Annotated in this window: 19 protein-coding genes; 8 read left to right on the plus strand and 11 right to left on the minus strand. The window is 62.1% G+C overall.

Going from position 1 to position 20,009, the window contains the following annotated elements; all coding sequences use genetic code 11:
* The first annotated feature begins 122 nt into the window (after positions 1-122).
* Together V8P86_RS04550 and V8P86_RS04555 are read left to right on the plus strand one after the other, a co-directional pair.
* Positions 123-263 (plus strand): rubrerythrin-like domain-containing protein, encoded by a 141-nt coding sequence (locus V8P86_RS04550; protein ID WP_336326051.1) that lies wholly within the window; start codon positions 123-125, stop codon positions 261-263.
* Positions 264-428: 165 nt separating this feature from the next.
* Positions 429-1,298 carry a hypothetical protein gene (locus V8P86_RS04555; protein ID WP_336326052.1) on the plus strand — a complete coding sequence of 290 codons (870 nt, stop codon included), beginning with the start codon at positions 429-431 and terminating at the stop codon, positions 1,296-1,298.
* A 25-nt stretch (positions 1,299-1,323) separates the two neighbouring features.
* Here the strand turns inward: V8P86_RS04555 and V8P86_RS04560 are convergent, their stop codons facing one another.
* The 4 genes from V8P86_RS04560 to V8P86_RS04575 all read right to left on the minus strand — a co-directional run bounded on the left by V8P86_RS04560 (position 1,324) and on the right by V8P86_RS04575 (position 6,641).
* Positions 1,324-3,363, minus strand: a complete 2,040-nt coding sequence (locus V8P86_RS04560; RefSeq protein WP_336326053.1) for a DEAD/DEAH box helicase — start codon at positions 3,361-3,363, stop codon at positions 1,324-1,326.
* Positions 3,364-3,408: 45 nt separating this feature from the next.
* Entirely contained in the window at positions 3,409-3,786 is a 378-nt protein-coding gene (locus V8P86_RS04565; RefSeq protein WP_336326054.1) for a cupin domain-containing protein, read from the minus strand.
* Between the two features lie 84 nt (positions 3,787-3,870).
* Positions 3,871-5,262 carry a two-component system sensor histidine kinase NtrB gene (locus V8P86_RS04570; protein WP_336326055.1) on the minus strand — a complete coding sequence of 464 codons (1,392 nt, stop codon included), beginning with the start codon at positions 5,260-5,262 and terminating at the stop codon, positions 3,871-3,873.
* A 110-nt stretch (positions 5,263-5,372) separates the two neighbouring features.
* Positions 5,373-6,641 carry an MFS transporter gene (locus V8P86_RS04575; protein ID WP_336326056.1) on the minus strand — a complete coding sequence of 423 codons (1,269 nt, stop codon included), beginning with the start codon at positions 6,639-6,641 and terminating at the stop codon, positions 5,373-5,375.
* Positions 6,642-6,791: 150 nt separating this feature from the next.
* Here V8P86_RS04575 and V8P86_RS04580 point away from each other — a divergent pair, with 150 nt between their 5' ends.
* Positions 6,792-8,141: an outer membrane protein assembly factor BamB family protein gene (locus V8P86_RS04580; RefSeq protein WP_336326057.1), complete on the plus strand. Its 1,350-nt coding sequence runs from the start codon at positions 6,792-6,794 to the stop codon at positions 8,139-8,141.
* Between the two features lie 2 nt (positions 8,142-8,143).
* On the opposite strand, the gene V8P86_RS04585 is transcribed toward V8P86_RS04580, so the two are convergent.
* On the minus strand, positions 8,144-9,988 hold the full coding sequence (locus V8P86_RS04585) for a S9 family peptidase (protein WP_336326058.1): 1,845 nt from the start codon (positions 9,986-9,988) through the stop codon (positions 8,144-8,146).
* Between the two features lie 101 nt (positions 9,989-10,089).
* Between V8P86_RS04585 and V8P86_RS04590 the strand changes: the two genes are divergently transcribed.
* On the plus strand, positions 10,090-10,230 hold the full coding sequence (locus V8P86_RS04590; RefSeq protein WP_336326059.1) for a DUF7557 family protein: 141 nt from the start codon (positions 10,090-10,092) through the stop codon (positions 10,228-10,230).
* Between the two features lie 6 nt (positions 10,231-10,236).
* On the opposite strand, the gene V8P86_RS04595 is transcribed toward V8P86_RS04590, so the two are convergent.
* The 4 genes from V8P86_RS04595 to cyaB all read right to left on the minus strand — a co-directional run bounded on the left by V8P86_RS04595 (position 10,237) and on the right by cyaB (position 13,796).
* Positions 10,237-11,421, minus strand: a complete 1,185-nt coding sequence (locus tag V8P86_RS04595; RefSeq protein WP_336326060.1) for a tRNA sulfurtransferase — start codon at positions 11,419-11,421, stop codon at positions 10,237-10,239.
* A 74-nt stretch (positions 11,422-11,495) separates the two neighbouring features.
* The gene (locus V8P86_RS04600) at positions 11,496-11,876 is read right to left on the minus strand and encodes a CBS domain-containing protein (protein ID WP_336326061.1); all 381 of its coding nucleotides are present in this window, start codon (positions 11,874-11,876) and stop codon (positions 11,496-11,498) included.
* Between the two features lie 81 nt (positions 11,877-11,957).
* Positions 11,958-13,160, minus strand: a complete 1,203-nt coding sequence (locus V8P86_RS04605; protein WP_336326062.1) for a methionine adenosyltransferase — start codon at positions 13,158-13,160, stop codon at positions 11,958-11,960.
* A gap of 75 nt (positions 13,161-13,235) precedes the next feature.
* Positions 13,236-13,796: a class IV adenylate cyclase gene (cyaB, locus tag V8P86_RS04610; RefSeq protein ID WP_336326063.1), complete on the minus strand. Its 561-nt coding sequence runs from the start codon at positions 13,794-13,796 to the stop codon at positions 13,236-13,238.
* A gap of 312 nt (positions 13,797-14,108) precedes the next feature.
* Here cyaB and V8P86_RS04615 point away from each other — a divergent pair, with 312 nt between their 5' ends.
* Positions 14,109-15,053 (plus strand): FKBP-type peptidyl-prolyl cis-trans isomerase, encoded by a 945-nt coding sequence (locus V8P86_RS04615; protein ID WP_336326064.1) that lies wholly within the window; start codon positions 14,109-14,111, stop codon positions 15,051-15,053.
* 82 nt (positions 15,054-15,135) lie between these two features.
* Here the strand turns inward: V8P86_RS04615 and V8P86_RS04620 are convergent, their stop codons facing one another.
* Entirely contained in the window at positions 15,136-15,756 is a 621-nt protein-coding gene (locus tag V8P86_RS04620; RefSeq protein ID WP_336326065.1) for a fibrillarin-like rRNA/tRNA 2'-O-methyltransferase, read from the minus strand.
* Positions 15,753-16,601, minus strand: coding sequence for an NOP5/NOP56 family protein (locus V8P86_RS04625; protein WP_336326066.1), 849 nt, complete (start codon positions 16,599-16,601; stop codon positions 15,753-15,755). Before V8P86_RS04625 ends, V8P86_RS04620 begins: the two co-directional genes overlap by 4 nt.
* A 192-nt stretch (positions 16,602-16,793) precedes the next feature.
* Between V8P86_RS04625 and V8P86_RS04630 the strand changes: the two genes are divergently transcribed.
* Genes V8P86_RS04630 through moaC form a run of 3 tightly spaced genes read left to right on the plus strand, consistent with a single transcriptional unit; the run spans position 16,794 to position 19,974 of the window.
* Positions 16,794-18,839, plus strand: a complete 2,046-nt coding sequence (locus V8P86_RS04630) for an AMP-dependent synthetase/ligase (RefSeq protein WP_442909351.1) — start codon at positions 16,794-16,796, stop codon at positions 18,837-18,839.
* A gap of 54 nt (positions 18,840-18,893) precedes the next feature.
* Positions 18,894-19,445 (plus strand): hypothetical protein, encoded by a 552-nt coding sequence (locus V8P86_RS04635; protein WP_336326067.1) that lies wholly within the window; start codon positions 18,894-18,896, stop codon positions 19,443-19,445.
* Between the two features lie 37 nt (positions 19,446-19,482).
* Positions 19,483-19,974 (plus strand): cyclic pyranopterin monophosphate synthase MoaC, encoded by a 492-nt coding sequence (moaC, locus tag V8P86_RS04640; RefSeq protein WP_336326068.1) that lies wholly within the window; start codon positions 19,483-19,485, stop codon positions 19,972-19,974.
* Positions 19,975-20,009: the final 35 nt, after the last annotated feature.

The following is a 20,009-nucleotide window of genomic DNA, read 5'->3' on the forward strand; positions in this document are numbered from 1 at the left end:
ACAGCACGAAAACAGAATGTACTGAGAACCACACAATCGTCCACCTATTTCGCTTTTTATGTTTATTCTCTACTAGGAATATTAGGGATAGCAACAAATCCACTCGAAGCCTACTGTGGTATATGCGACCATTAGACACAGAACCGGAGGCAGAACTGTACGAATGTTTCGATTGCGGGCGTCGTGTCGAGGGTCCCGAGACGAAACGGTGTGATGGCTGCGGCGGGCAACTCAGAAATCTCGGCAAGCCGCGGGATCTGTAGAATCTCACGGCACCCCGATACGGGTCCCGAGCAAGTCGCAGAGGACCCAGTCCACAGTTGTCCTGCCGGTATCCCCCTCGTTTCGGGCCCCAATCCGCTCGCGTCGTTTCTCGTCGTGAGACGTTCATTTCTCATTATATACCTGCAGACAAAGGATAAGACACGATGCACCGCAGAACGTACCTGATTGCCGCTGGCAGTAGCCTCTCGGCCCTCCTCGCCGGATGCGTGAGCGACAGCGATGGAGACGATCCCGACGAGAACAGCACCGATCAGTCCAACGGCAACGGAGACGAACAGAACGACGAACCAACTACGAGCGACGAGCATCCCGCACTCACCGTCGCAGACCAGTACGTCCAGGCCGCGATGGAGGAAGATTTGGACGGGTTAAGCGAGTACATGCACTCAAAACATCCGTTCAATCCGGCCGAACTGGACGACGAGCAGCGAGAAAACGTCGAATTCGAGTTCCCAGATTCCACAGAGTACGAGCGCGAACTCATCGACGAGTTCGACGGTGAGGATCTCCGCGACAAACGCTCTTCAGCGACGTGGTTCGGAGAAGACAGCGAGACGCTTACCGAGATTACCGACGGCGAACAGGCAGCACTCGTCGAGATATCCTGGGAGACCGACGACGAGACGGCCGGAACTCCCAGGCGGCAGTTTTTCATGCTCACCGAGGGTTCGGAGTGGCGCGTCTTCCTCCCACACGAGCAGTCTCGTGAGTTCCCCGACAAGGCGACTGCGAGCGAGGAATACCAGATCGTCGACCGAATCGAATACGACACCGAAACAGAGCGTGCGAAAGTATACGTATCGGGTACCAAGGACATCGAGGCCGAAGAGGTCGTGGTGTACTCCGAGCGTCTCGGTGAACAGAACCGTCTCTGGTCGCAAGACTCGGAGACGCTGCCGAGCGTGAACTATCTCACGGCAGGGTTCGATTCCAGCGGCGACGAGCTCGTCGTGACCGTTCTTATCGACGACGAGGAACACATCGTGTACCGCGACAAGTACCGTCCAGAATAGCCGGAAAACGCCGACTGGAGCGTTCTCAGTCTTCGCGGTCACGCTTCTCCATGCGCGCGACCAGATCGTAGGGACTCTCGCCCTGTCGGATGCCGTCGAGCAGCGCGAAGGCGTCGCCAGGCGAGAGGAAGTGACTGGTCACGGCCCGGCCGAGCGGCGTCGGTTCCAACCCGTCAATAAAGTTGTACTCCAGTAGTTTCCCGAGGGCGTGTTTCGTCGGCACGTCGCCGACCATCATCTCGTTGAGTCGTTTGGCCTGACTCCCGCCAACGGTGACGTTCGCGAGCGTCTCCTCGACGGCCGCGGACTCGTCGTACCGGGTCTGAACTGGCTCCATTTCGCCTTTGAGCAGTTTGAACGCGACTTCGTCCTCCGTCATCTCCTGACTGTTGTGGTACGCGCCGTCCGGTTCGACGAGCAGGTAGACCGTCCCCTTATCGTGGTAATCCGGCCGCCCGGCGCGACCGAGCATCTGGTGGAACTCCTGAACGGAGAGCCACTCGATACCCATCGCCAGCGAGTCGAAGATGACCTGCGAGGCCGGGAAGTCGACACCCGCCGCGAGTGCTGCGGTGGTGACGACGGCGGACAGTTCCTGGTCAGCGAACTGCTCTTCGACGCGGGTCCGGCGTCGGTTGTCCAGTCCGGCGTGATACGGTGCCGAGGAGTAGGTCAACTTGCGGGAAATCTCGTGACAGCGCCGTCGGGAGTTGGTGAAGATGATCGTCTGGCCGCGATACCCCTTGCTGGATTTCTGGTCGAACGCTCGCTGTGTGAGTTTGTCTTCGACATCGAGTTTCTCCCGGCCGTCGAGGAAGGTGACGTGGCGCTCGATGGGCACTGGTCGCTCCTCGAACTCGATCAGCGTCGCTTCGAGTGCCTTGGCGAGCGTGCCGGGATTGCCGACAGTCGCCGAGAGGTAGATCCACTGGGAGTCCCCGCTGGACTTCTCGCGGCAGTAGTATTTCAGCCGGGAGATCAGCCCGTCGAGGCGGTGACCCCGCTCGCCCTCGCCGAGAGTGTGCACCTCGTCGATGACGACGGTCCCGATGTCGCCGAGTTGTTTGTTCGTCCGCAGCGCGTGGTCAACACCTTCGTAGGTGCCGACGATGATGTCGGCACTGGGGTCGAACTGCTCGCCGTCGTCGTTGATTCTGCTCGCGCCGACGCGGAGAGTCACGTCGGCGATATCGCCGTAGCGGTCCTGAAACTCGCCGTATTTCTGGTTCGCGAGCGCAACGAGGGGGACGAGGAAGAGCATCTTCCCCTCGCCGTTTAGCACGCGGTCCAATCCCGCCATCTCGCCGACCAGCGTCTTTCCGGTCGCCGTCGCGCTGACGACGAGTTGGTCTTCGCCGTCGGTCGCGCCGTTCTCGACAGCGAGGCTCTGGACCGGCAGCAGGGTATCGAAGCGGTCTTCGAGTTTCCCCTGAATGCCCGGATGCAGCGACAGCGAATCGACGGGGACCGGATCCACGTCCTCGACGGTCGGGCTGATCTCGTCGAATTTTGTCAGTTCGGGGTCGAGATCGCCTTTGAGCAGGTTGATGATTCGTTCGAGATCCTGCACCTCGAACAGCAGCGATTCGAGCCGTTCCTGTGCTGTGCCGGTGATATCGCCGTGGTATGCGAGTTGACGGTCGAGTTGTTCGCGGGCGCAATCTGGACAGACAGTTTCATTCTCAGTCTCGATAGCCGTCTCAGATGTGATCGGCGAGTACGTCCCGCTCTGGGCGCAGAGCCGGCAGGTGCGGACGACCTTCGCGTCGAGTTGGTAGCCGTCGAGAAGGTCCCGCAACTCTTCGCGGCCCCGCGAGGAGGTCTGCTGTGAGATGCGAATGCGGTCGGCGCGGCGGGCGAGTTCGACGAATTCGTCGGGGCTGCGCAGTTCCTCTTTCGAGCCCTCGACGATACGCAATCGTGCTGGCCGCGGTCCGGCACTCGTCTCCTTCACTTCGAGAAAGCCGGTAAAGACGCGGCTGCCCTCGCGCTGGACGACGACCCGGTACTTGTCGTCGTCTTCGTGTAAGAATAGCGTATCGACCCGCGCGACCTGCTGTGACACGTCCCTCTGTACGAGCAGGGAGTATTTGAGTCGTACGAACTCAACTCACTCGACCAGTTGGATCTCGTCGTCGCCGGTCGGTACCGCACAAATGAAGACGCCGGGCTGATCGCCCTCGTTGCGGTACCAGTGGACGGTTCCCGCGGGGATGTGGATCGTATCGCCGGCCGTGACGGTGTATTCCTCGTCGTCGATGCCGACGACGTACTGCCCGGCGAGGACGTGCTGTTCGTGTTCGATCTCGTTTGTGTGTTCCGGGACGGTGGCGTCTGGGTCGAGGACGAATCGCCGCAGGGCGACGTTTGGCGCACCGTGTTCCTCGTTGACCAGCACACCTTTGGACATCCCGTCAGCGGCGTCGACGGACTCGTATTCGATCTCGTTGGCCCGACGGATCAGTGGCTCTGAGACTGTTTCTGACATACCTCTCGTTTGGCGCCGGCCGATTAGGAGGTTTTCGATGGTCGGAATTGCGAGTTGGCTCCGAACACCCCACGAACGTGCTCGCTATTCAGCAGACGTGACGCCGCTGATCTCGAAGCGCGCGCCGCCATCCGAGCCCGCAGTTACGCAAATCTCCCAGCCGTGGGCCTCGGCCACCTGTTTGACGATATTGAGTCCGAAGCCGGTCCCCTCCGCTGCGGTCGAATAACCCGCGTCGAAGACCTCCGATCGGTCCGCCTGTGGGATTCCGAGGCCGTCGTCTTCCACGTAGAAGCCATCGTCGAGGTCACCGATGGTGATGGTCACGTCGGCACCGCCGTGTTCCACAGCATTGCGAATCAGGTTTTCGAGAAGTTGCTTGAGGCGGCTCCGATCGGCCCGGATCGGACCGTCGATCCGCGTGTGAAGCGTCGCCTCGTCAGTTGCCACGTTCTGCCAGCAGTGCTGAGAGAGCGCCCCGAGGTCGACAGTCTCCAGGTCGGTGACCGTCTCCCCTTCGCGGGCCAGCGTGAGGAGCGTCTCGATGAGGTCGTCCATCCGCGTGAGCGCGCGGTCGATCGGTTCGATGTGCTCGCTGTCGTACTGCTCGTCGAGCAGTTCCAACCGCCCGGCCGCGACGTTCAGAGGGTTGCGCAGGTCGTGACTGACGACGCTCGCGAACTCGTCGAGACGCTTGTTTTTGCGTTCGAGTTTTCGCTCGTTCGCCCGCCGTTCGGTCACGTCACGGGCCACGCCCATCACTCCGTCGTAGGCACCATCGTCGGTGGTGAGGACAACGAAGCGGACGGCGACAGTGATCTGCTCGCCGTCTTTGGTCGTCATCTCCAGATCGACAATGTCGCTTTCGCGCTGGTCGTCTTCGAGGATCTGTTGGATGAGTTGCTGGCCGCGTTCGAGTTCGCCCTCGGCCATCGCCTGGGAGGCATGGGAGCCGATCATTTCGCTGCGCTCGTAGCCGAGCATCTGCGACCAAGATTCGTTCGCGTAGACGAGATTGCCGTTGGCGTCGAGTCGGTAGAGACCGTCACGGGCGGACTCGACGAGCATCCGGTACATCTCGTCGTCGCGGCCGTCGGGGACCGTTCGGAGGGTCCCTCGGATCTTCTCGGCCAGAAACGCCCAGCTTTCAGGGTCGTCCGTTCGCTCGACGAGGGTGCTCGTCTGTTCGAGCAGGTCGTCCTCGATGGCGTCGGCGCCGACGCTGGTGAGCAGGACAACCGGGCAACTCGCCGCAATTCGGCCCGCATCTGTGACGAACGTCCGGCTGTCAGCCGTCTCGAAGGATTCGAGATTGACGAGGAGACAGTCGATAGCCGCGGCGGCTAGCTCCGTTCGTGCCTGATCCAAGTCGGATTCGACTCGGATCCGAACGGGCGAATCCTGAAACTCCTCGCGCAATCGATCAGCAACCGTGTCTCTGGAATCCACGAGCAGGACGGTTGCGACATCTGTCATTAACTCCCACCTCCGGCTGGACACAACTTAAGAATACCTCGACCTGTTCTTAGAGCGGTAGTTGGACGAGTGATGGGCCGACACAGCGGCGGGGGATGGCGGAGTGACAGTCAGTCAGCGGGTTCGGTCTCGTAGCGCTGGATGAATCCGATCCGGTCCTCGCCGACGAGGAGAACGACTGCCAGCCCGGAGCCCGCGAGTGCAAACGCCGCGAGCACCGCGAAAAAGGCACCGAGGGCGAACTGATCGAGCACGAAACCACCGATTGCGATGCTTGCCGCTCCGAAGCCGAACTCCGCGAGATACGTATAGCCGTAGGAGAGTCCCCGGGTGTCCGGCGGGGTGTACTGGGCGACGGCGACCTGGTAGAACGGCTGGATGGCAAAGAGGAAAAATCCGAGCACTCCGCAGAGGACGACCAGTGCGGCCAGCCCGAGATTCGAGACGGGGACGAAGGCGAGCGCGAGGACGGCGAGAATCACGAACACGACGGCAAGCCCGCGCTCGACGGGAATCCGTTCGGTCAGTTTCCCGCCCACGTACTGCCCGCCCATCCCGACGACGAGCAGCCCCACGTAGATGTAATCGCCCGGTTCGATCCCAGTCAGCCCCGCAGTGAGATCGAGTCCGTTCATCGCGGGCAGTCCCTGGAGAATCTCCGGGAGGAAGGTGAGCACGCCGCGGTAGAACAGCCCCTCGAACGCGACGAGGACGAACACGACCAGAAACGCGCTGACGAGCAACTGCCGGCTGTTGGCGAGAAACGACGGCAGGGTGAGTCCCTCTTCGTCCTCTGTGTCGAGATCATCATCGACGGCCGCGGTGGTGTCGAACTCCACGCGGAGGCCGTAGAGGACACCGACGGCGGCGGGAAGAGCGAGCAGCGCGGCGACAAGGGGCCAGTCGAGGAAGTACAGAAGCGTCGCCGCGGCAAAGGGTCCGAGTGCGATGCCGGCATTGCCGGCCATGCCGTGATAGGCGAAGACCGTCCCCTGCTGGGACGCGCCGGTGCTGATCAGGGCCATCCCCGCCGGATGATAGACACTCGCGGCGACCCCCCACCCGACCAGCGCTACGCCGATCAAGTAGACAGAGTTCGCGACGGCGAGAGCGAGAAAGGACAGTCCCATGCCCGTGAAGCAAGCGAGGACGAGTCGTTTCGGGCCGAACCGGTCAGCCAGAATCCCCGCCGGGAGGGCACCGATCCCGAACGGAGCGTAGCCGAGCGAGACGACGAGTCCGAGCGTGGCCAGCGAGACATCGAACGAACTGTGCCAGGTAACCAGAAAGATCGGAATCGAAAGCTCGAACCAGTGGACGAGTCCGTGTCCGAGCATCGTAAATCTCGCAATCGCTCGGTCGTTTGCGTTCAGTGCCATCGAACTTGCTTTGGGCAACGTCGCGGAGTCACTTAGCCACACTGACTCGGATCGCTCGACCTGATATATACGTGACTATAACCAAACGAACGGTACGTCCATATCCATACCAAAATATACATTACGGCGTGTGATATTCATTGAAACAACATGTCCCCGCGGAACCCTCAGACGCCGAATCGCCGGCAATTCCTCCAGTTGGCCGGCTGTACCATCGGATCCGCCACATTGGTAGGAGCGGCTACACCCGGACGTGCCAGCGAGCCGGCAGATTGGTCGTTCGATACCGGTGGCCCGGTATTTTCCTCTCCGACAGTTGTCGAGAACACAGTCTACGTCGGTTCACAGCGCGGCGCGGTCTACGCGCTCGATGGAGCGACGGGCGAGCAGATCTGGGCGTTCGAAACGAGCGAATCCGTCGATAGCTCGCCGTTCGTGATCGATCAGAGCGGAGGCGGCGACAGCGCGGATCGACTCGTGCTCGTCGGCTGCGACGACACGAATCTGTACGCCCTCGACGCCGAGAGTGGCGATCAGGAGTGGCAAATCGAGACGAACGGCCGGATTCAGGCCTCGCCGGTCGTCGGGGCCGAGACGTTGTTCATCGTCAGCGACAACGACGGTCTCTACGCAGTGGATACAACCAGCGGCGAGCAACGCTGGTTCTCCGAGTACCGCTCGGCGAGTTACGCGTCGCCGACGGTCATCGAGGATACAGTGTTCGTGCGTGGCCAGAAACTCCGAGCGCTCGACCCCCGGTCGGGCTGGCAGCGCTGGCAGTTCGACCTCGGGAGTGGGACCTACTCTTCACCGACAGTCGCCGACGGAACCGTCTACATCGGCGACAGGGAACGAAACGGCGGACCGAACTCTGCCGGAAACCTCTACGCGCTCGATATCGAGTCAGGCGAGGAGGAGTGGGTGTTCGACACCGACGAGTTCGTCGACGCCTCGCCCACCGTCGCGGGAGAGACAGTCTACGTCGGCGGCTGGAAGACGCGATTCAGATCCAGCGACGACGAATCGTCGGGAACCGGGTCGGTATTCGCAGTGGAGGCCGACAGCGGAACGAAACGCTGGCAGTTCGAGACTGACGGTCGAGTGCTATCCTCACCGACGGTCGCCGACGGCGTCGTCTTCGTCGGGAGTTGGGATGGCACGGTCTACGGACTGGATGCAGCCACTGGCGACGAACGCGTCGCGCTCGAAACCGGCGGCCGCGTGAGTTCCTCACCGACAGTCGCCGACGGACGGCTGTACGTCGGGAGTAACGACGGTCACGTCTACGCGCTGTCAGCAGGCGTCACGGGCACGAGTACCGATTCCCGTGTCGAACTCGGAACACTCGGACACACCGGGAGCAAGCGCCTGCCGGAGAACCTCCAGCCGAGCAGCCGCCTCGACGGATTCACCGCACGTTCGCTGGGTGCCGGCGGCGCTGTTGGATTTCTCGCCGGGAGCGGGCTGCTGTACTACGGCGACGACAGCCTGAATTCCTAAGCTCAGACGTGGTCGTCGAGGAAGTCGACGACAGCACCGTATGCTTCGATCTGGTTGTCGAGTTTCGAGATGCCGTGGCCTTCGTCCTCGAAGACGCGCTTTCGGACCGGAACGCCCTGCTCGCGGGCCTGCTCGACGATCTGTTCTGCTTCGCCGACCGGCACCCGCGGGTCGTTCGCGCCGTGAAGCACGAACAGTGGTGCCTCGATTGCCTCGATGTTGTTCGTCGGGCTGATCGATTCGAGAAACTCCCGATCCTCGGCGAGCGAGCCGTATTCGGCCTCGCGGAGTTCTCGCCGCCACGATCCCGTGTTTTCCAGGAAGGTGACGAAGTTCGCAATCCCGACAACGTCGACCCCTGCCGCCCAGAGGTCGGGATATTCCGTCAGCGCAGCCAGGACCATGAACCCACCGTAGGAGCCGCCTTTGGCGACGATTCGGTCGGGGTCGACGGCCTCGTGATCGGTGAGCCACTCGACGGCGTGTTCGATGTCCGCGACAGAGTCCATGCGCTTCTCGACATCGTCGAGATGGGTGTACTCCCGGCCGTAGCCCGACGAGCCGCGGACGTTGGGCTCGAAGAGTGCGTAGCCCTCCGCGAGGAAGTACTGCCGGAGTCCCGAGAAGGAGGGCCGGCGCTGACTCTCGGGACCGCCGTGGATGTCGACGATGACGGGCGCGCCGCCGTCGGGCACCGTCTCGGGCAGCGAAAAAAAGGCGGGAATCTCCCGGCCGTCGAAGCTCTCGTAGCGAACGAGGGTGGGGTCGATAAACGTCTCTCGTGGGATGCCTGCCGTCGATGCGTGGGTCCACCTCGTTGCGGCCCCGGCGGGATCACCCGCGAGGGCGGCGTCGTCGTCCGCGAGTTGGCGGAGCGCGGTCAGATCGACGACCGACACGTTTGTGTTGATCTGCCGGCCCGACGAGGAGAGCGCAATACGGTCTCCGTCGGGGCCGAAACTGACGCCGCCGGCGACACTGCCCGGAAGGTCGGGAATCGGAAGCTCCCGAATCCCGTTCTCGGTCAGTTCGCCGAGCGTGAGTTCGGTGTAGCCGTCGACGTTGCGTGAATAGACGAGTGTGTCACTCTCATCGTCGACAGCGACGCCGTCGATGTTCCACTCGCCGCCGGATCGAATCCCTGTGAGATCGCCCGTCTCCGGGTCCATTCGGGCAAGAAACAGCGTTTCGCTGCCATCGTCGGTGACGAGATACAGGTGCTCGCCGTCGGGCCCCCACTGGACGCTCGAATAGCGGATCTCTTCGTCGTGTGGCGTGAGATGGCGGCGCTCGCCGGTGTCGAGATCGAGGACGTAGATGTCCTGGTCGAAATTCGAGTAGGCCTCCCGGAGGACGAGTGCGTCGCCGTCCGGGTGCCAGCCGGTGACGCTCAGCCAGCCGTCGCCCTCGAAGACGAGTTCCGCCTCCTCGCCGACCGCGTCGCGGTCCTGCACGTAGATATCGAAGACCGACTCGTCGCGGCGGTTCGAGGCGAAGGCAAACTGCTCGCCGTCCGGGCTCCAGCCGCCCCAGCGGTGTTTTGCCTCGGGCATCCCCGTCAGATTCGTGATTCGCCCGTCGGCGTCCAGTCGGAACAACTGCATGCGTTCGTTGCCGCCTTCGTCCATGCCGAAGACCATCTCGGGCCGTTCGGGGGAGTAGGTGACGAAGGAGACTGGTTCGTCGTAGAAGGTGCGCTGGGTGGGCCACTCGCCCGGGTCGTCAAGGGTGTAGACCTGTGCGACGCCAGTCGTATCGAGCAGGAAGGCGAGCCGTCCGTCCGGGCCCAGCGACGCGCCGTAGGCGCTGCGGACCGTCAGATACCGTTCGAGATCGTAATCGCTCACGCCAGAGTCCAGACGCGGCGAGTACATAGCGTTTGTGCGCCCGGCGAGTGCTCGTGAAAACGAGAGATATACTTATACAACTCGCTGTCGAACTGACAGATATGCCAACAATCGATATCGACGAGGAGACCATCGAACGGCTCGACGCCCTCCGCATCGACGACGAATCCTACGACGAGATCATCAACGAACTCATCAATATCTACGAGGCGGAGGAGCTGGTACTGTTCAAATCCGAGTAGCGACGGTTACTCGACCAGCGTGCGCTCGGCCGCTGCGCGGGCGGCCCGTCGTTCGAGGTCGTCGGGTTCGGCCTCATGGACCTGCGCCAGCGGTGGCTGTGTCGCCGGTCGGTCAGGAGCGAGCAGGTGACAGCCCGTGTCGATGGTCGAGTCGGGATACGTGCCAATCTCTTGTGCGCACTGGCTGATCGTCGACTTGTCGGTCGTGAGCAGCGGCCGGTGGACCGGCAGGTCGGTCGACGCGCTCGTCACCCGGAGATTTGCAGTCGTCTGGCTGGATTTCTGTCCGGTCGACTCGCCGGTGACGATGCCGACCGCATCGAGATCTGCGGCGACGTTCTCGGCGATCTGAAACATGTACCGCCGGACAGCGAGCATCCGGTACATGTCGAGATCGGCGGCAATCTCCTCGATCGTCTCGCCGGCCGGCGCGATCCGGAGTCGGGTGTCGAAGTTCGGGGCGTACTCGCCGAGTGTCGCCGCCGTCTCCTCGGCGCGGAGTCGGTGGTCGACGCCGCTGTACTCCCCCAGATCGATGTACAGCGGGTAGACAGGCGCGCCGCGTTTCATCGCCAGCCACGCCGCCACCGGCGAGTCGATCCCACCGCTGAACAGCGCGACCAGCGGCTCCTGTGTCCCGAGCGGCAGCCCACCCGGTCCGGATCGGCGGCCGACGAAGACGTACGCGTCGTCCGGTCGGCACTCAACGGCGAAGGTGAGGTCGGGGTCGTCGAGATCGACCGTCGGCTCGATGCCCGCCTCCCGTGCGACGGTTCCGACAACGTCGCCACCTTCGCGTTCGAGGTCCGTGCTGGCGAATGGATGGGCCGATTTGGGGCCAGCGCGGTCGACGCGGACGGCATAAGACTGGCCATCGTACTGTTCGCGGGCCGTCTCAGCGAGTGCGTCCGTGATCGCTTCCATCGTTGGCTCGACGCGGCGAGCCGGACTGGCCGAGACGACACCGAAGGTGTCCGTGACGGCAGCCGTCACCGCGTCGATCTGTGCCGGCGTCGTCTCGACGTAGAGGCGGGTGTTCTCGCGGATTACGTCAGCGTCGAATCCGCGGTCGTCGAGGATCGCCAGCAGGTTCTCCTGAAGCCGTTGTTCCATCCGGCCGCGGAGCTGTGGGCTTTTGATCCCGATTTCGCCGTACCGAACGAGGATTGTCCCTGCTCCGGGCGGGTGCATGCCAGCCCGTTACCTGCGAGTGAATAAACGCGCTTTGATCAGGCGGGAGCGATCCGATTCTGCGCTGTGATGTATCACGCGGTGTTGCTCTCCGTGATGTCCGTCTTCGAGAGCACACCCACGATATCTCCCTCGTCGGTGACTGGTACGTAGCTGATTTTCTCCTGCAGCATCGTCGAAGCCGCATCCTTGATGTGCTGTGTCGGATTGATCGTCGTCGTCACTTCTGTCGCGGCGTCGTCGACGTGGAGCTGTGAGGTGTCGGCTCCCTCGGCGACCTGCCGGACGATATCGGTACTCGTGACGATACTGGTCGGCTCCCCCGTGACGATCACTGCCCCCATGTTCGCCTCACCCATCCGCTCGGCGGCGGCAACCAGCGACGAGTCCGCTCCGACCGTCTCGAAGGACTCCGACATGTACCGCGCGACCGTCTGATCTTGTTGCTTGCTCACAATACACAATTTGCGTGTACAATAATTATAGTTGGGGCTGTTCGGGCGGGAGAAATGAGAAGCCGATCGCAGAAACAGAGTTCAGAACGTCGACAGTTCGTTCTCGATGACGCGCTCGGTGATGTCGGTGACGTTCGCCAGTTCGTCGTCGACGTTATCGACGATATCCTCGCGGATATCCTCGATCGTGACGCCCTCTTCGGTGAGGACCTGTGCATCGGCGACGTGAGGGTGATCGATGGGCTGGCCAATCTGGCTCAGCAGGCGCATCTGGAGCTGTTTGATCCCGTCGACATCCTCGACGACGGACTGGGCGATCTCCGTCGAGAGCAGGTTGTAGATCTTCCCGATGTGGTTGACGGGGTTTTTCCCGCTCGTGGCTTCCATACTCATCGGGCGGTTCGGCGTGATCAGCCCGTTGGCACGGTTGCCACGGCCGACCGATCCGTCGTCGCCCTGCTCGGCGCTGGTCCCGGTCGTCGTCAGATAGATCGACCCCTCGTCGTAGTTGTCGGCCGTATTCACGTAGACGGTCACGTCGCGGTCGGTGTACTCACTCGCAAGATCCTCGACGTAATCCTCGACGTCGCGGACAGCGCGCTTGTACTCTTCGAGGTCGTCGATATACCGATCGACCATCGCGACGGCGACGGTCACGTCGATCTGGTCGCCCTCGCGTTTGCCCATCACCTTGATATCCTGTCCGACCTCGGGATTGTCGTCGGAGTACGTCCCGTTCAGCCGGTGTTCGGTGTTGTAGACGATCTGTTCGGTCTCGGTCAGCGGCGCGTGGCCAACGCCGTAACTGGTGTCGTTGGCCATCGGCACCGCACCCTCCTCGCCGAAGACATCCTGCAGATCACCGCTTCCCTCCCCGAGTTTGATGTCGACGATGATGTCGGTCCCCACGTCGAGATACGGGAACGTTTCGTCGAGATACTCCCGTGCAGCACGGAGCGCAATCGTCTCCGCCGGGATCTTTTCACCCTCGTAGCTCTTTGTCGCGCGGCCGACGATCAGCAGATAGATCGGTTCGAGCATCTCTCCGCCGCCAAAGGCCGGCGCGGCCGTCCCGGCGACCAGTTGGGTCTCGTCGGTGTTGAAATGCAGCAGCCGTCCGAACCGGTCGAGGTAGGTCTGAGCCAGCGCCCGCGCGACTTCTTCGGCGACGCCGTCACAGATCGAATCGGGATGACCGATCCCCTTCCGCTCGACAATTTCGATATGCTGATCCTCGACGGCCGTCGCCGCTGCAGGCTCGACGTGAATATTCCGTTCAGTCATTACACGAACCTTCGACAGCGCTCCGTCTATAACTTTCGGAAACAATGACGGGTGAGAGAATACACTGTAGTAATATCACTCGTCGGCAAGCAGCAGACCGAGATAGGAAGTCCGGATCTGGTCGTCAGTATCGAGTCCAAGGTCGGTCAGAATCGTCAGCACCCGGTCACGTGCGCTGTCGATATCGTCTTCGGTTTCGAGTTCCCCCTCGACGAACTCGCCGAGGCCCTCGACGGTGTCGAGCGTGACGGTGATCCCGTCGACAGTGTACCGTTCGCGTTCCTTGCGGACGGTCGCGGCGGGGTCGTAACCGAGTCCGTTGAGGATATCGCGCAGTTGTTCGGGGTCGACGACGGCCGTTTCGGCCTCCTGTCGCGTCTTCGAGTCGCTGTCGATCAGTGGTCCCTTGTAGGTGAGTCGCGTGTCGGTCGTTCCCGCCTCGTCGTCACACCGGTTCGTCGCGGAGCGTTCTTCTCTGATCCGCAACGCCTCGTCGGTCTGTGCGAAATCCCGATCAGGCGCATCGTAGTAGATATCCTCCTGCTCGACCGATTCGACGTGAGTTGCACCGACCGACTCCAGCGAGTCCCGAACAACATCGTGATCCGCGCTGACTTTGACCTCAACTTCGTACATACGATTTGGTGTGGCCGAAGGCACATAAACGGTGCCGCAAGAGCCGTTAAGCGTGCCGAGAGCCCGAATAAGGAGTGTTAAACGCTATCGAACGCTGAGGAAACAGCCGAAGCGAGAGCAGAGAGATCCTGCGCCAGAGCCCCTGAACGGTTGCTCTAGAAATCGCGGTCGTTCCGAGGGCCGAACAGCCGACTCGGCCACCGCGGCTGAACCGACCGACTGCGGGGACAATCACGGTAACGCGGCCCACGATGACAGCGATGAGCGTTGCGAAACGGTGTTCTTAAGAGTATTACGACTGACCCACACGGTATGAGCAACGATTCCGAAGAGGAGTCGACTGAGAGTGAAGAGACACAGGAAGAGGAAGTAGACGGGCTTCAGGAAGGCGATTTCATCAAGCTCGGCTACACCGCACGCACCGTCGAGGACGACCGCCTCGTCGACACGACCGACCCCGAGGTCGCCGAGGAGGAGGGAATCGACGACGACGAGCAGGAGTTCGCCCCGCGAACCATCGTGCTCGGTGAGGGCCACATCTTCCCGTCGGTCGAAGACGACATCATCGGCAAGGAGGTCGGCGACACGGGCACCGCGGGCGTCGAAGCCAGCGAAGCCTTCGGCGAGTACGACGACGACCAGGTCCGAACGATCAGCAAGGACAAGATCCCGGAAGACGACCGCTACCCCGGCGCACAGGTCCAGATCGACGGCGAAGAAGGATTCATCGAGACGATCATCGGCGGTCGCGCACGCGTCGACTTCAACCACCCACTCGCGGGTGACGACATCGAGTACGACTACGAGATTGTCGACGAAGTCGAGGACCGCGAGCAGAAGGCCCAAGGCCTGATTGACATGTTCCTCGGCATGGATCTCAACATCTGGTTCCAGACCGACACCGTCGAGGAAGAGCAACTCGTCGAGGACGAGGATGACGACGAGGAGGACGAGGAAGAGAGCGAGCCCGAGTTCGAGACGGTCGAAGTCGAGAAAGACTCGCTGTACATCGAAGCCACGCCACAGCTGACGATGAACCAGCAGTGGATGATGCAGAAACAGCAGATCGGCCAGCAGCTGATGGAACTGGTCGGTGTCGACCGGATCGTCATCGAGGAGATCATCGACGGCGCCGGCGGCATGGGCATGGGCGGCATGATGGGCGGCATGGGCGGCGGCATGGGTGGCGGCGACATCGAAGAAGCGCTCGAAGACGCCGACATCGACGCCGACGACCTCGCAGAAGAACTCGAATAACGACGGCTTTCCACTCCCTATTTTCAGACGCCAAACAGCGACGGTTGTCGCGCTTAATTTGGGGTCACGGCGATTGTCGTGATTACTCTGGAGTGGCGACGATCCCGAGATGGTCGTCGTGGAACGGGTCCAGCGATTCGGCGTACTCGATCTCGTATCCGTCTTCGAGTCGCTGGCGCACATCCTCGAAGACTGATTCCGGATCGCGCGTCACGTCTTCGCTCCTGGCTTTCACCGAGAGGACAAGTCGCCCGTCATCGCGGAGGAACTGCTTGTTTGTCAGCGCCACATCGGCCTGCCCACGGATCGCAACGTCCTGTACGATCACGTCGACTGGTTCGACGACGTGGGCGTAGGTCTCCGGTTCGCGAGCGTCCTTGAGCAGTGGAAAGAGATTCGGCCGGTCAGCCGCCACGTCGAGCAGATCCCGCGTCGGCCGGGGTGCGAACTCCACCGCATAGGTCGGGCCGGCGACATCGGCAACGTGGCTGACGGTCGTCCCACTGGCGGCACCGAGATACAGCACCGTCGAGTCGTCGTCGAGGCCTGTTTCGACATCGCGGTCGAGCAGGACGGCAAGTTTCGATCGCGAGCGATCCCACAGCCGCCAGCCATCCTCGGTCGGTTCGCCGTACACTGGCTCACCCTGTGTCGCCAGCCCCGTCTCGCCGTCGATGGTCTTCCGGGAGAGGCCGTCGATCATTCGTGTTCACGAGCGCGGATACGCTCGATCCGGTCGTCGAGTTCGTCCTCCAATTCCGGACGATACTCTCCGGAGTAGTTGTCGATCCGGGCGGCGATTGCGAGTTTGCCCGCGAGTGCGCGGGCGGCCGACCCGCGGTCCTCCGGGCGGATCCCACGCACGTACTCGTGGGTGTAGATCACCCCGTGTTTCGGCGAGGGCGCACCCCCGCGGAGGTGGGCGAAGAGGGCGTCCTCGGCACCGAGCACCTGCACCGTCCCCGCGGGCTTTTTCGCCAGTTCGTCCAGTCCACCCGCGAGTGCGATCAGGCGGGCGGCCAGTTCCGCGCCCGCGAGCGCGGTGAGATTCGGCGCGACGGAGGTGGCCGTCGAGTCGACGACAGTCTGCAGCGACTGCGTTTCGTCTTCCAGATCGACGATGCGACCGGCCAGCGAGACGAGTCGCTCCTCCATCGGGTTGTCGGGGTCGCGTTCGGCGAGGTCGGCGATGTACTCGCTGTCGACATCGGCATCGGAATCCTGACTGCCGGCCCACTCGCCGACTCGTTCGGTGAGTTCGTTTCGCACCCGCTGACAGTCGTCGAGCGCGCGAATGGCGTGAATCAACTGCTGGTCGTCGGCCTGCTCGCGCTCGCGGACTTCCGCTCGGGTGGCCGCCGTGGTGGCCTCGTGAAGCAGGTCGTAATACTCCGTCTCGGTGTCGGCAAAGCCGCTCTCGACGGCGAGGGTAGGCCAATCGGCCGTCTCCGGGGCCTCGCCGTCACGAATCGCCGCACGCGCGGCCTCGGTATCGCCCGGGTCGACCCCAGCGAACCAGCCAGAAGCGGCGGACTCGTCGTCGTTCATACGAGCCCATACAACTGCGCCCCGTTTATGTGTCGTGGTCGCCGACCCAGCCAGACGGACGTGTCAGTCGGTGACAGAAATCCGTAATAAAACCGCAAAAATAGGTATCAAAGGTATATATTGGACAACTGTTAACACGGCCTATCCAAAAGACCGATCTTTTTGTAGGGGTATTTCGTATCCAGCAACAAGATGTCGAACGAGATTCAGGAGCCAGACTGGTTGGCGGCCGAGCGTAACTACGAGGATCCGATGCGTGAGCGGGGGACGATTCCGGAGCTGTTCGAGAAAAGCGCCGCGGCCAACCTCGATGGGGAGGCCCAACTGTTCAAGGGTGGTATCTACGACCGATCGATCGATCACCTGCTTCCCGACGCGCAGGCAGGCGAGTACGAATCGATTTCCTACCGACAGATGCGCCGAATCGTCCGTAATCTCGCGACTGGGTTCCGCGAACTGGGGTTGGAGGCGGACGACCGGGTTGGGCTGTTCTGTAACACGCGCATGGAGTGGGCACAGACCGACTACGCGGTGCTCGCAGCGGGCTGTGTCGTCACCACCGTCTACACCGATTCCTCGCCGACGCAGGCGGAGTACCTACTCAGTGATCCCGAAGCCAGTGCTGTCGTCGTCGAGAACGAACAGCTACTGGAGAGGGTGCTCGAAGTCGAGGACAGCCTCGATCTGGAGTTCATGGTCGTCGTCGACGAACCGGAGTCGGAGTACGAGCGAGACGATATCTACACCCTCGGGGACGTTCACGATATCGGCGAAGAGCAGTTCGACGAAGCGACCTACGAGGGATGGATCGACGACCGCCAGCCGGACGACCTCGCCAGTCTCGTCTACACGTCGGGAACGACCGGTCAACCCAAAGGGGTCCGTCTGACACACTGGAACTTCCGGTCGAACGTCCACATGATCCGGCGACGCGCCGGCCCGCGGCCGGACGAACCGGATCGACCCTGCATCAGCAGCGACTCGACGACGATTTCGTTTTTGCCGCTCGCACACGTCTTCGAGCGAACAGTCGGGAGTTTCGTCTCCTACGGCTCCGGGGCGACGGTCGGCTACGCCGAGAGCACAGACACGATTTCCGAAGATATCAACAAAATCCAGCCGACGACAGCCGCGAGCGTCCCGCGAGTCTACGAACGCATCTTCGACAGTATGCGCGAGCAGGCCGCAGAGAGTTCGGTCAAAGAGCGAATCTTCAACTGGGGGCTGGATGTCGCCATCGACTACCAGCAGGCCGAGGATCCAGGATCGCTCCTCCGACTCAAACACTCGGTTGCGGACAAACTCGTCTACTCGACGGTCAGAGAGCAACTCGGCGGCAACATCGAGATCATGGTCTCCGGCGGTGGCAGTCTGAGCACCGATCTCTGTCGGATGTTCAACGGCATGGGCATCGTCGTAACGGAGGGATACGGACTGACCGAGACGGCACCGGTCGTCTCGACGAACTCCGTCGACGACATCCGGCCGGGGACGCTCGGTACCCCGCTGATCGGCGTCGACGTCGCAATCGACGAATCGGCGGTCGATCAGGACGATGTCGACCGGGAGGTCGAGGGGAGCACGGTCGGTGAACTGCTCGTCCGCGGCGAAAACGTGACCGACGGCTACTGGAACAAGCCGGGTGCGACCGAGCGAGCGTTCACTGACGACCCCACCGAAAGCACCAGGACAGCCGAGGCGGTGGCTGCCGACGGTGCAGGTGCTGACACCGGCAAGTGGTTCCGAACCGGCGATCTGGTCGAACAGACGCCCGACGGCTTCCTGCTCTTCCAGGAGCGACTCAAGCAGATCATCGTTCCGGACACCGGGAAAAACGTCGCACCGCAGCCGATCGAGGATCTCTTCTCGACGAACGACCGCGTCGAGCAGATCATGGTCGTCGGCGACAACCAGAAGTTCGTCGGCGCGATCATCGTGCCGAACTTCGAGTCGATGCGCAAGTGGGCCGACGAGGAGGGGATCGATCTGCCCGAGAACAACCACGCCGCAATCGAAGACGACCGCGCCAGAGAGTGGGTCAGCGAGGCCGTCGACGAGGCCAACGAGCAACTCGAAAAACACGAGAAGATCCGCGACTTCGCGCTCGTCGGCGAGGAGTGGACGCCGGAGAACAACATGCTCACCCCGTCGATGAAGAAAGTCCGGAATACGATCCTCGACGTCCACGAGGAGAAGATGGCAGAGATTTACGGCGAGGATTACCGCCCGAAGAACTGAGGCTGTCCGGACAGCGACCCACACTGGTTTGTTGCTCGACACAGTAGCCGGGGTATGGGTAGCGACGAGGAGGCCAGTTCACACGAACGAATGCAGCGGTACGAGCAACTCGCCGAGCAAGAGCGAGAGTACCGCGCACGCAAACGGACGATGCTCGACGACGTCAGCGAAGAGTTGACAGGAGTCGTCGAACGAGCAATTTCGATGGAGGGAGCCAACGCCGCGGTCGATTCGACGAGTTCGGACGGCCGGACACAGCGAATCAAAGCCACGCTCGACCGGGCCGCGCTCGTCGCGGCCGTCAGCGAGCAACTCCCGTCGGGATTCGCCGTCAAAAGTATCAACGACGACGGCACGCTCTCGATCGAGTGGTCGCGTCGGGAGACCTCCGCCGAACAGCGTGCGATGGTTATCTTACAGGCCATCGTCGCCGAGGAAATCGTTACCGACGCCGACGAACTGATCGTCGAGGCACCCACCCGACAGCAGGTGATCAAGCGAGCAGTCGAACTCGGCGTCGAGGAGGATCTGGCCGGAGAGCGCCTCCAGCGACTCGACGATATCGGCAAAGTCGGCATCGAAGAGGGGCAGGTCTTCCCCGGGTGACCGGTGAGCATTACTGGCAGGGCCACCCAGCAGTGATATGAGCGATCAGGAGACGGATCCGAGCACGGATCTCACCCACGTCGAAGACGGCAACGCACAGATGGTCGATGTCGGCGACAAAGCCGACTCCAAACGCCGGGCGGTCGCAGAGGGGCGGATCGACCTCCAGCCCTCGACCATCGAGGCGATCCGGTCGGACGGCATCGAGAAGGGTGACGTGCTCGCCACGGCCCGGATCGGCGCAATTCAGGCAGTAAAACACACGTGGGAAACAATTCCGATGTGTCACCAGATCCCGATCACGAACGTCGAGACGAGTTTCGACGTCGGCGAGGAGTCGGTGACGCTGACTGTTGCTGTCGAGACAATCGGCAAGACCGGCTGTGAGATGGAAGCACTGGAGGGTGTGACGACGGGACTGAACGTCGTCTGGGATATGGTCAAAGCCGCTGAGAAGGACGACGACGGCGAGTATCCGGCGACGGGTATCGACAACGTGGAAGTGGTCGAGAAGACTGTCGAGCGGTGAGCGAGCCCAGACGACAGGAACAGGCCGAACAATCA

The organism is Halovenus anhuiensis (assembly GCF_037080055.1).
GTDB lineage: Archaea > Halobacteriota > Halobacteria > Halobacteriales > Haloarculaceae > Halovenus.

Bases quoted from the DNA above. Each gene is read 5' to 3' on its own strand.
- V8P86_RS04555 (WP_336326052.1), top strand. From the start codon at position 429: ATGCACCGCAGAACGTACCTGATTGCCGCTGGCAGTAGCCTCTCGGCC.
- V8P86_RS04590 (WP_336326059.1), top strand. From the start codon at position 10,090: ATGCCAACAATCGATATCGACGAGGAGACCATCGAACGGCTCGACGCC.
- V8P86_RS04565 (WP_336326054.1), bottom strand. From the start codon at position 3,786: ATGTCAGAAACAGTCTCAGAGCCACTGATCCGTCGGGCCAACGAGATC.
- V8P86_RS04570 (WP_336326055.1), bottom strand. From the start codon at position 5,262: ATGACAGATGTCGCAACCGTCCTGCTCGTGGATTCCAGAGACACGGTT.
- V8P86_RS04595 (WP_336326060.1), bottom strand. From the start codon at position 11,421: ATGCACCCGCCCGGAGCAGGGACAATCCTCGTTCGGTACGGCGAAATC.
- cyaB (WP_336326063.1), bottom strand. From the start codon at position 13,796: ATGTACGAAGTTGAGGTCAAAGTCAGCGCGGATCACGATGTTGTTCGG.
- V8P86_RS04625 (WP_336326066.1), bottom strand. From the start codon at position 16,601: ATGAACGACGACGAGTCCGCCGCTTCTGGCTGGTTCGCTGGGGTCGAC.
- V8P86_RS04615 (WP_336326064.1), top strand. From the start codon at position 14,109: ATGAGCAACGATTCCGAAGAGGAGTCGACTGAGAGTGAAGAGACACAG.
- moaC (WP_336326068.1), top strand. From the start codon at position 19,483: ATGAGCGATCAGGAGACGGATCCGAGCACGGATCTCACCCACGTCGAA.
- V8P86_RS04550 (WP_336326051.1), top strand. From the start codon at position 123: ATGCGACCATTAGACACAGAACCGGAGGCAGAACTGTACGAATGTTTC.
- V8P86_RS04580 (WP_336326057.1), top strand. From the start codon at position 6,792: ATGTCCCCGCGGAACCCTCAGACGCCGAATCGCCGGCAATTCCTCCAG.
- V8P86_RS04620 (WP_336326065.1), bottom strand. From the start codon at position 15,756: ATGATCGACGGCCTCTCCCGGAAGACCATCGACGGCGAGACGGGGCTG.
- V8P86_RS04605 (WP_336326062.1), bottom strand. From the start codon at position 13,160: ATGACTGAACGGAATATTCACGTCGAGCCTGCAGCGGCGACGGCCGTC.
- V8P86_RS04575 (WP_336326056.1), bottom strand. From the start codon at position 6,641: ATGGCACTGAACGCAAACGACCGAGCGATTGCGAGATTTACGATGCTC.
- V8P86_RS04630 (WP_442909351.1), top strand. From the start codon at position 16,794: ATGTCGAACGAGATTCAGGAGCCAGACTGGTTGGCGGCCGAGCGTAAC.
- V8P86_RS04635 (WP_336326067.1), top strand. From the start codon at position 18,894: ATGGGTAGCGACGAGGAGGCCAGTTCACACGAACGAATGCAGCGGTAC.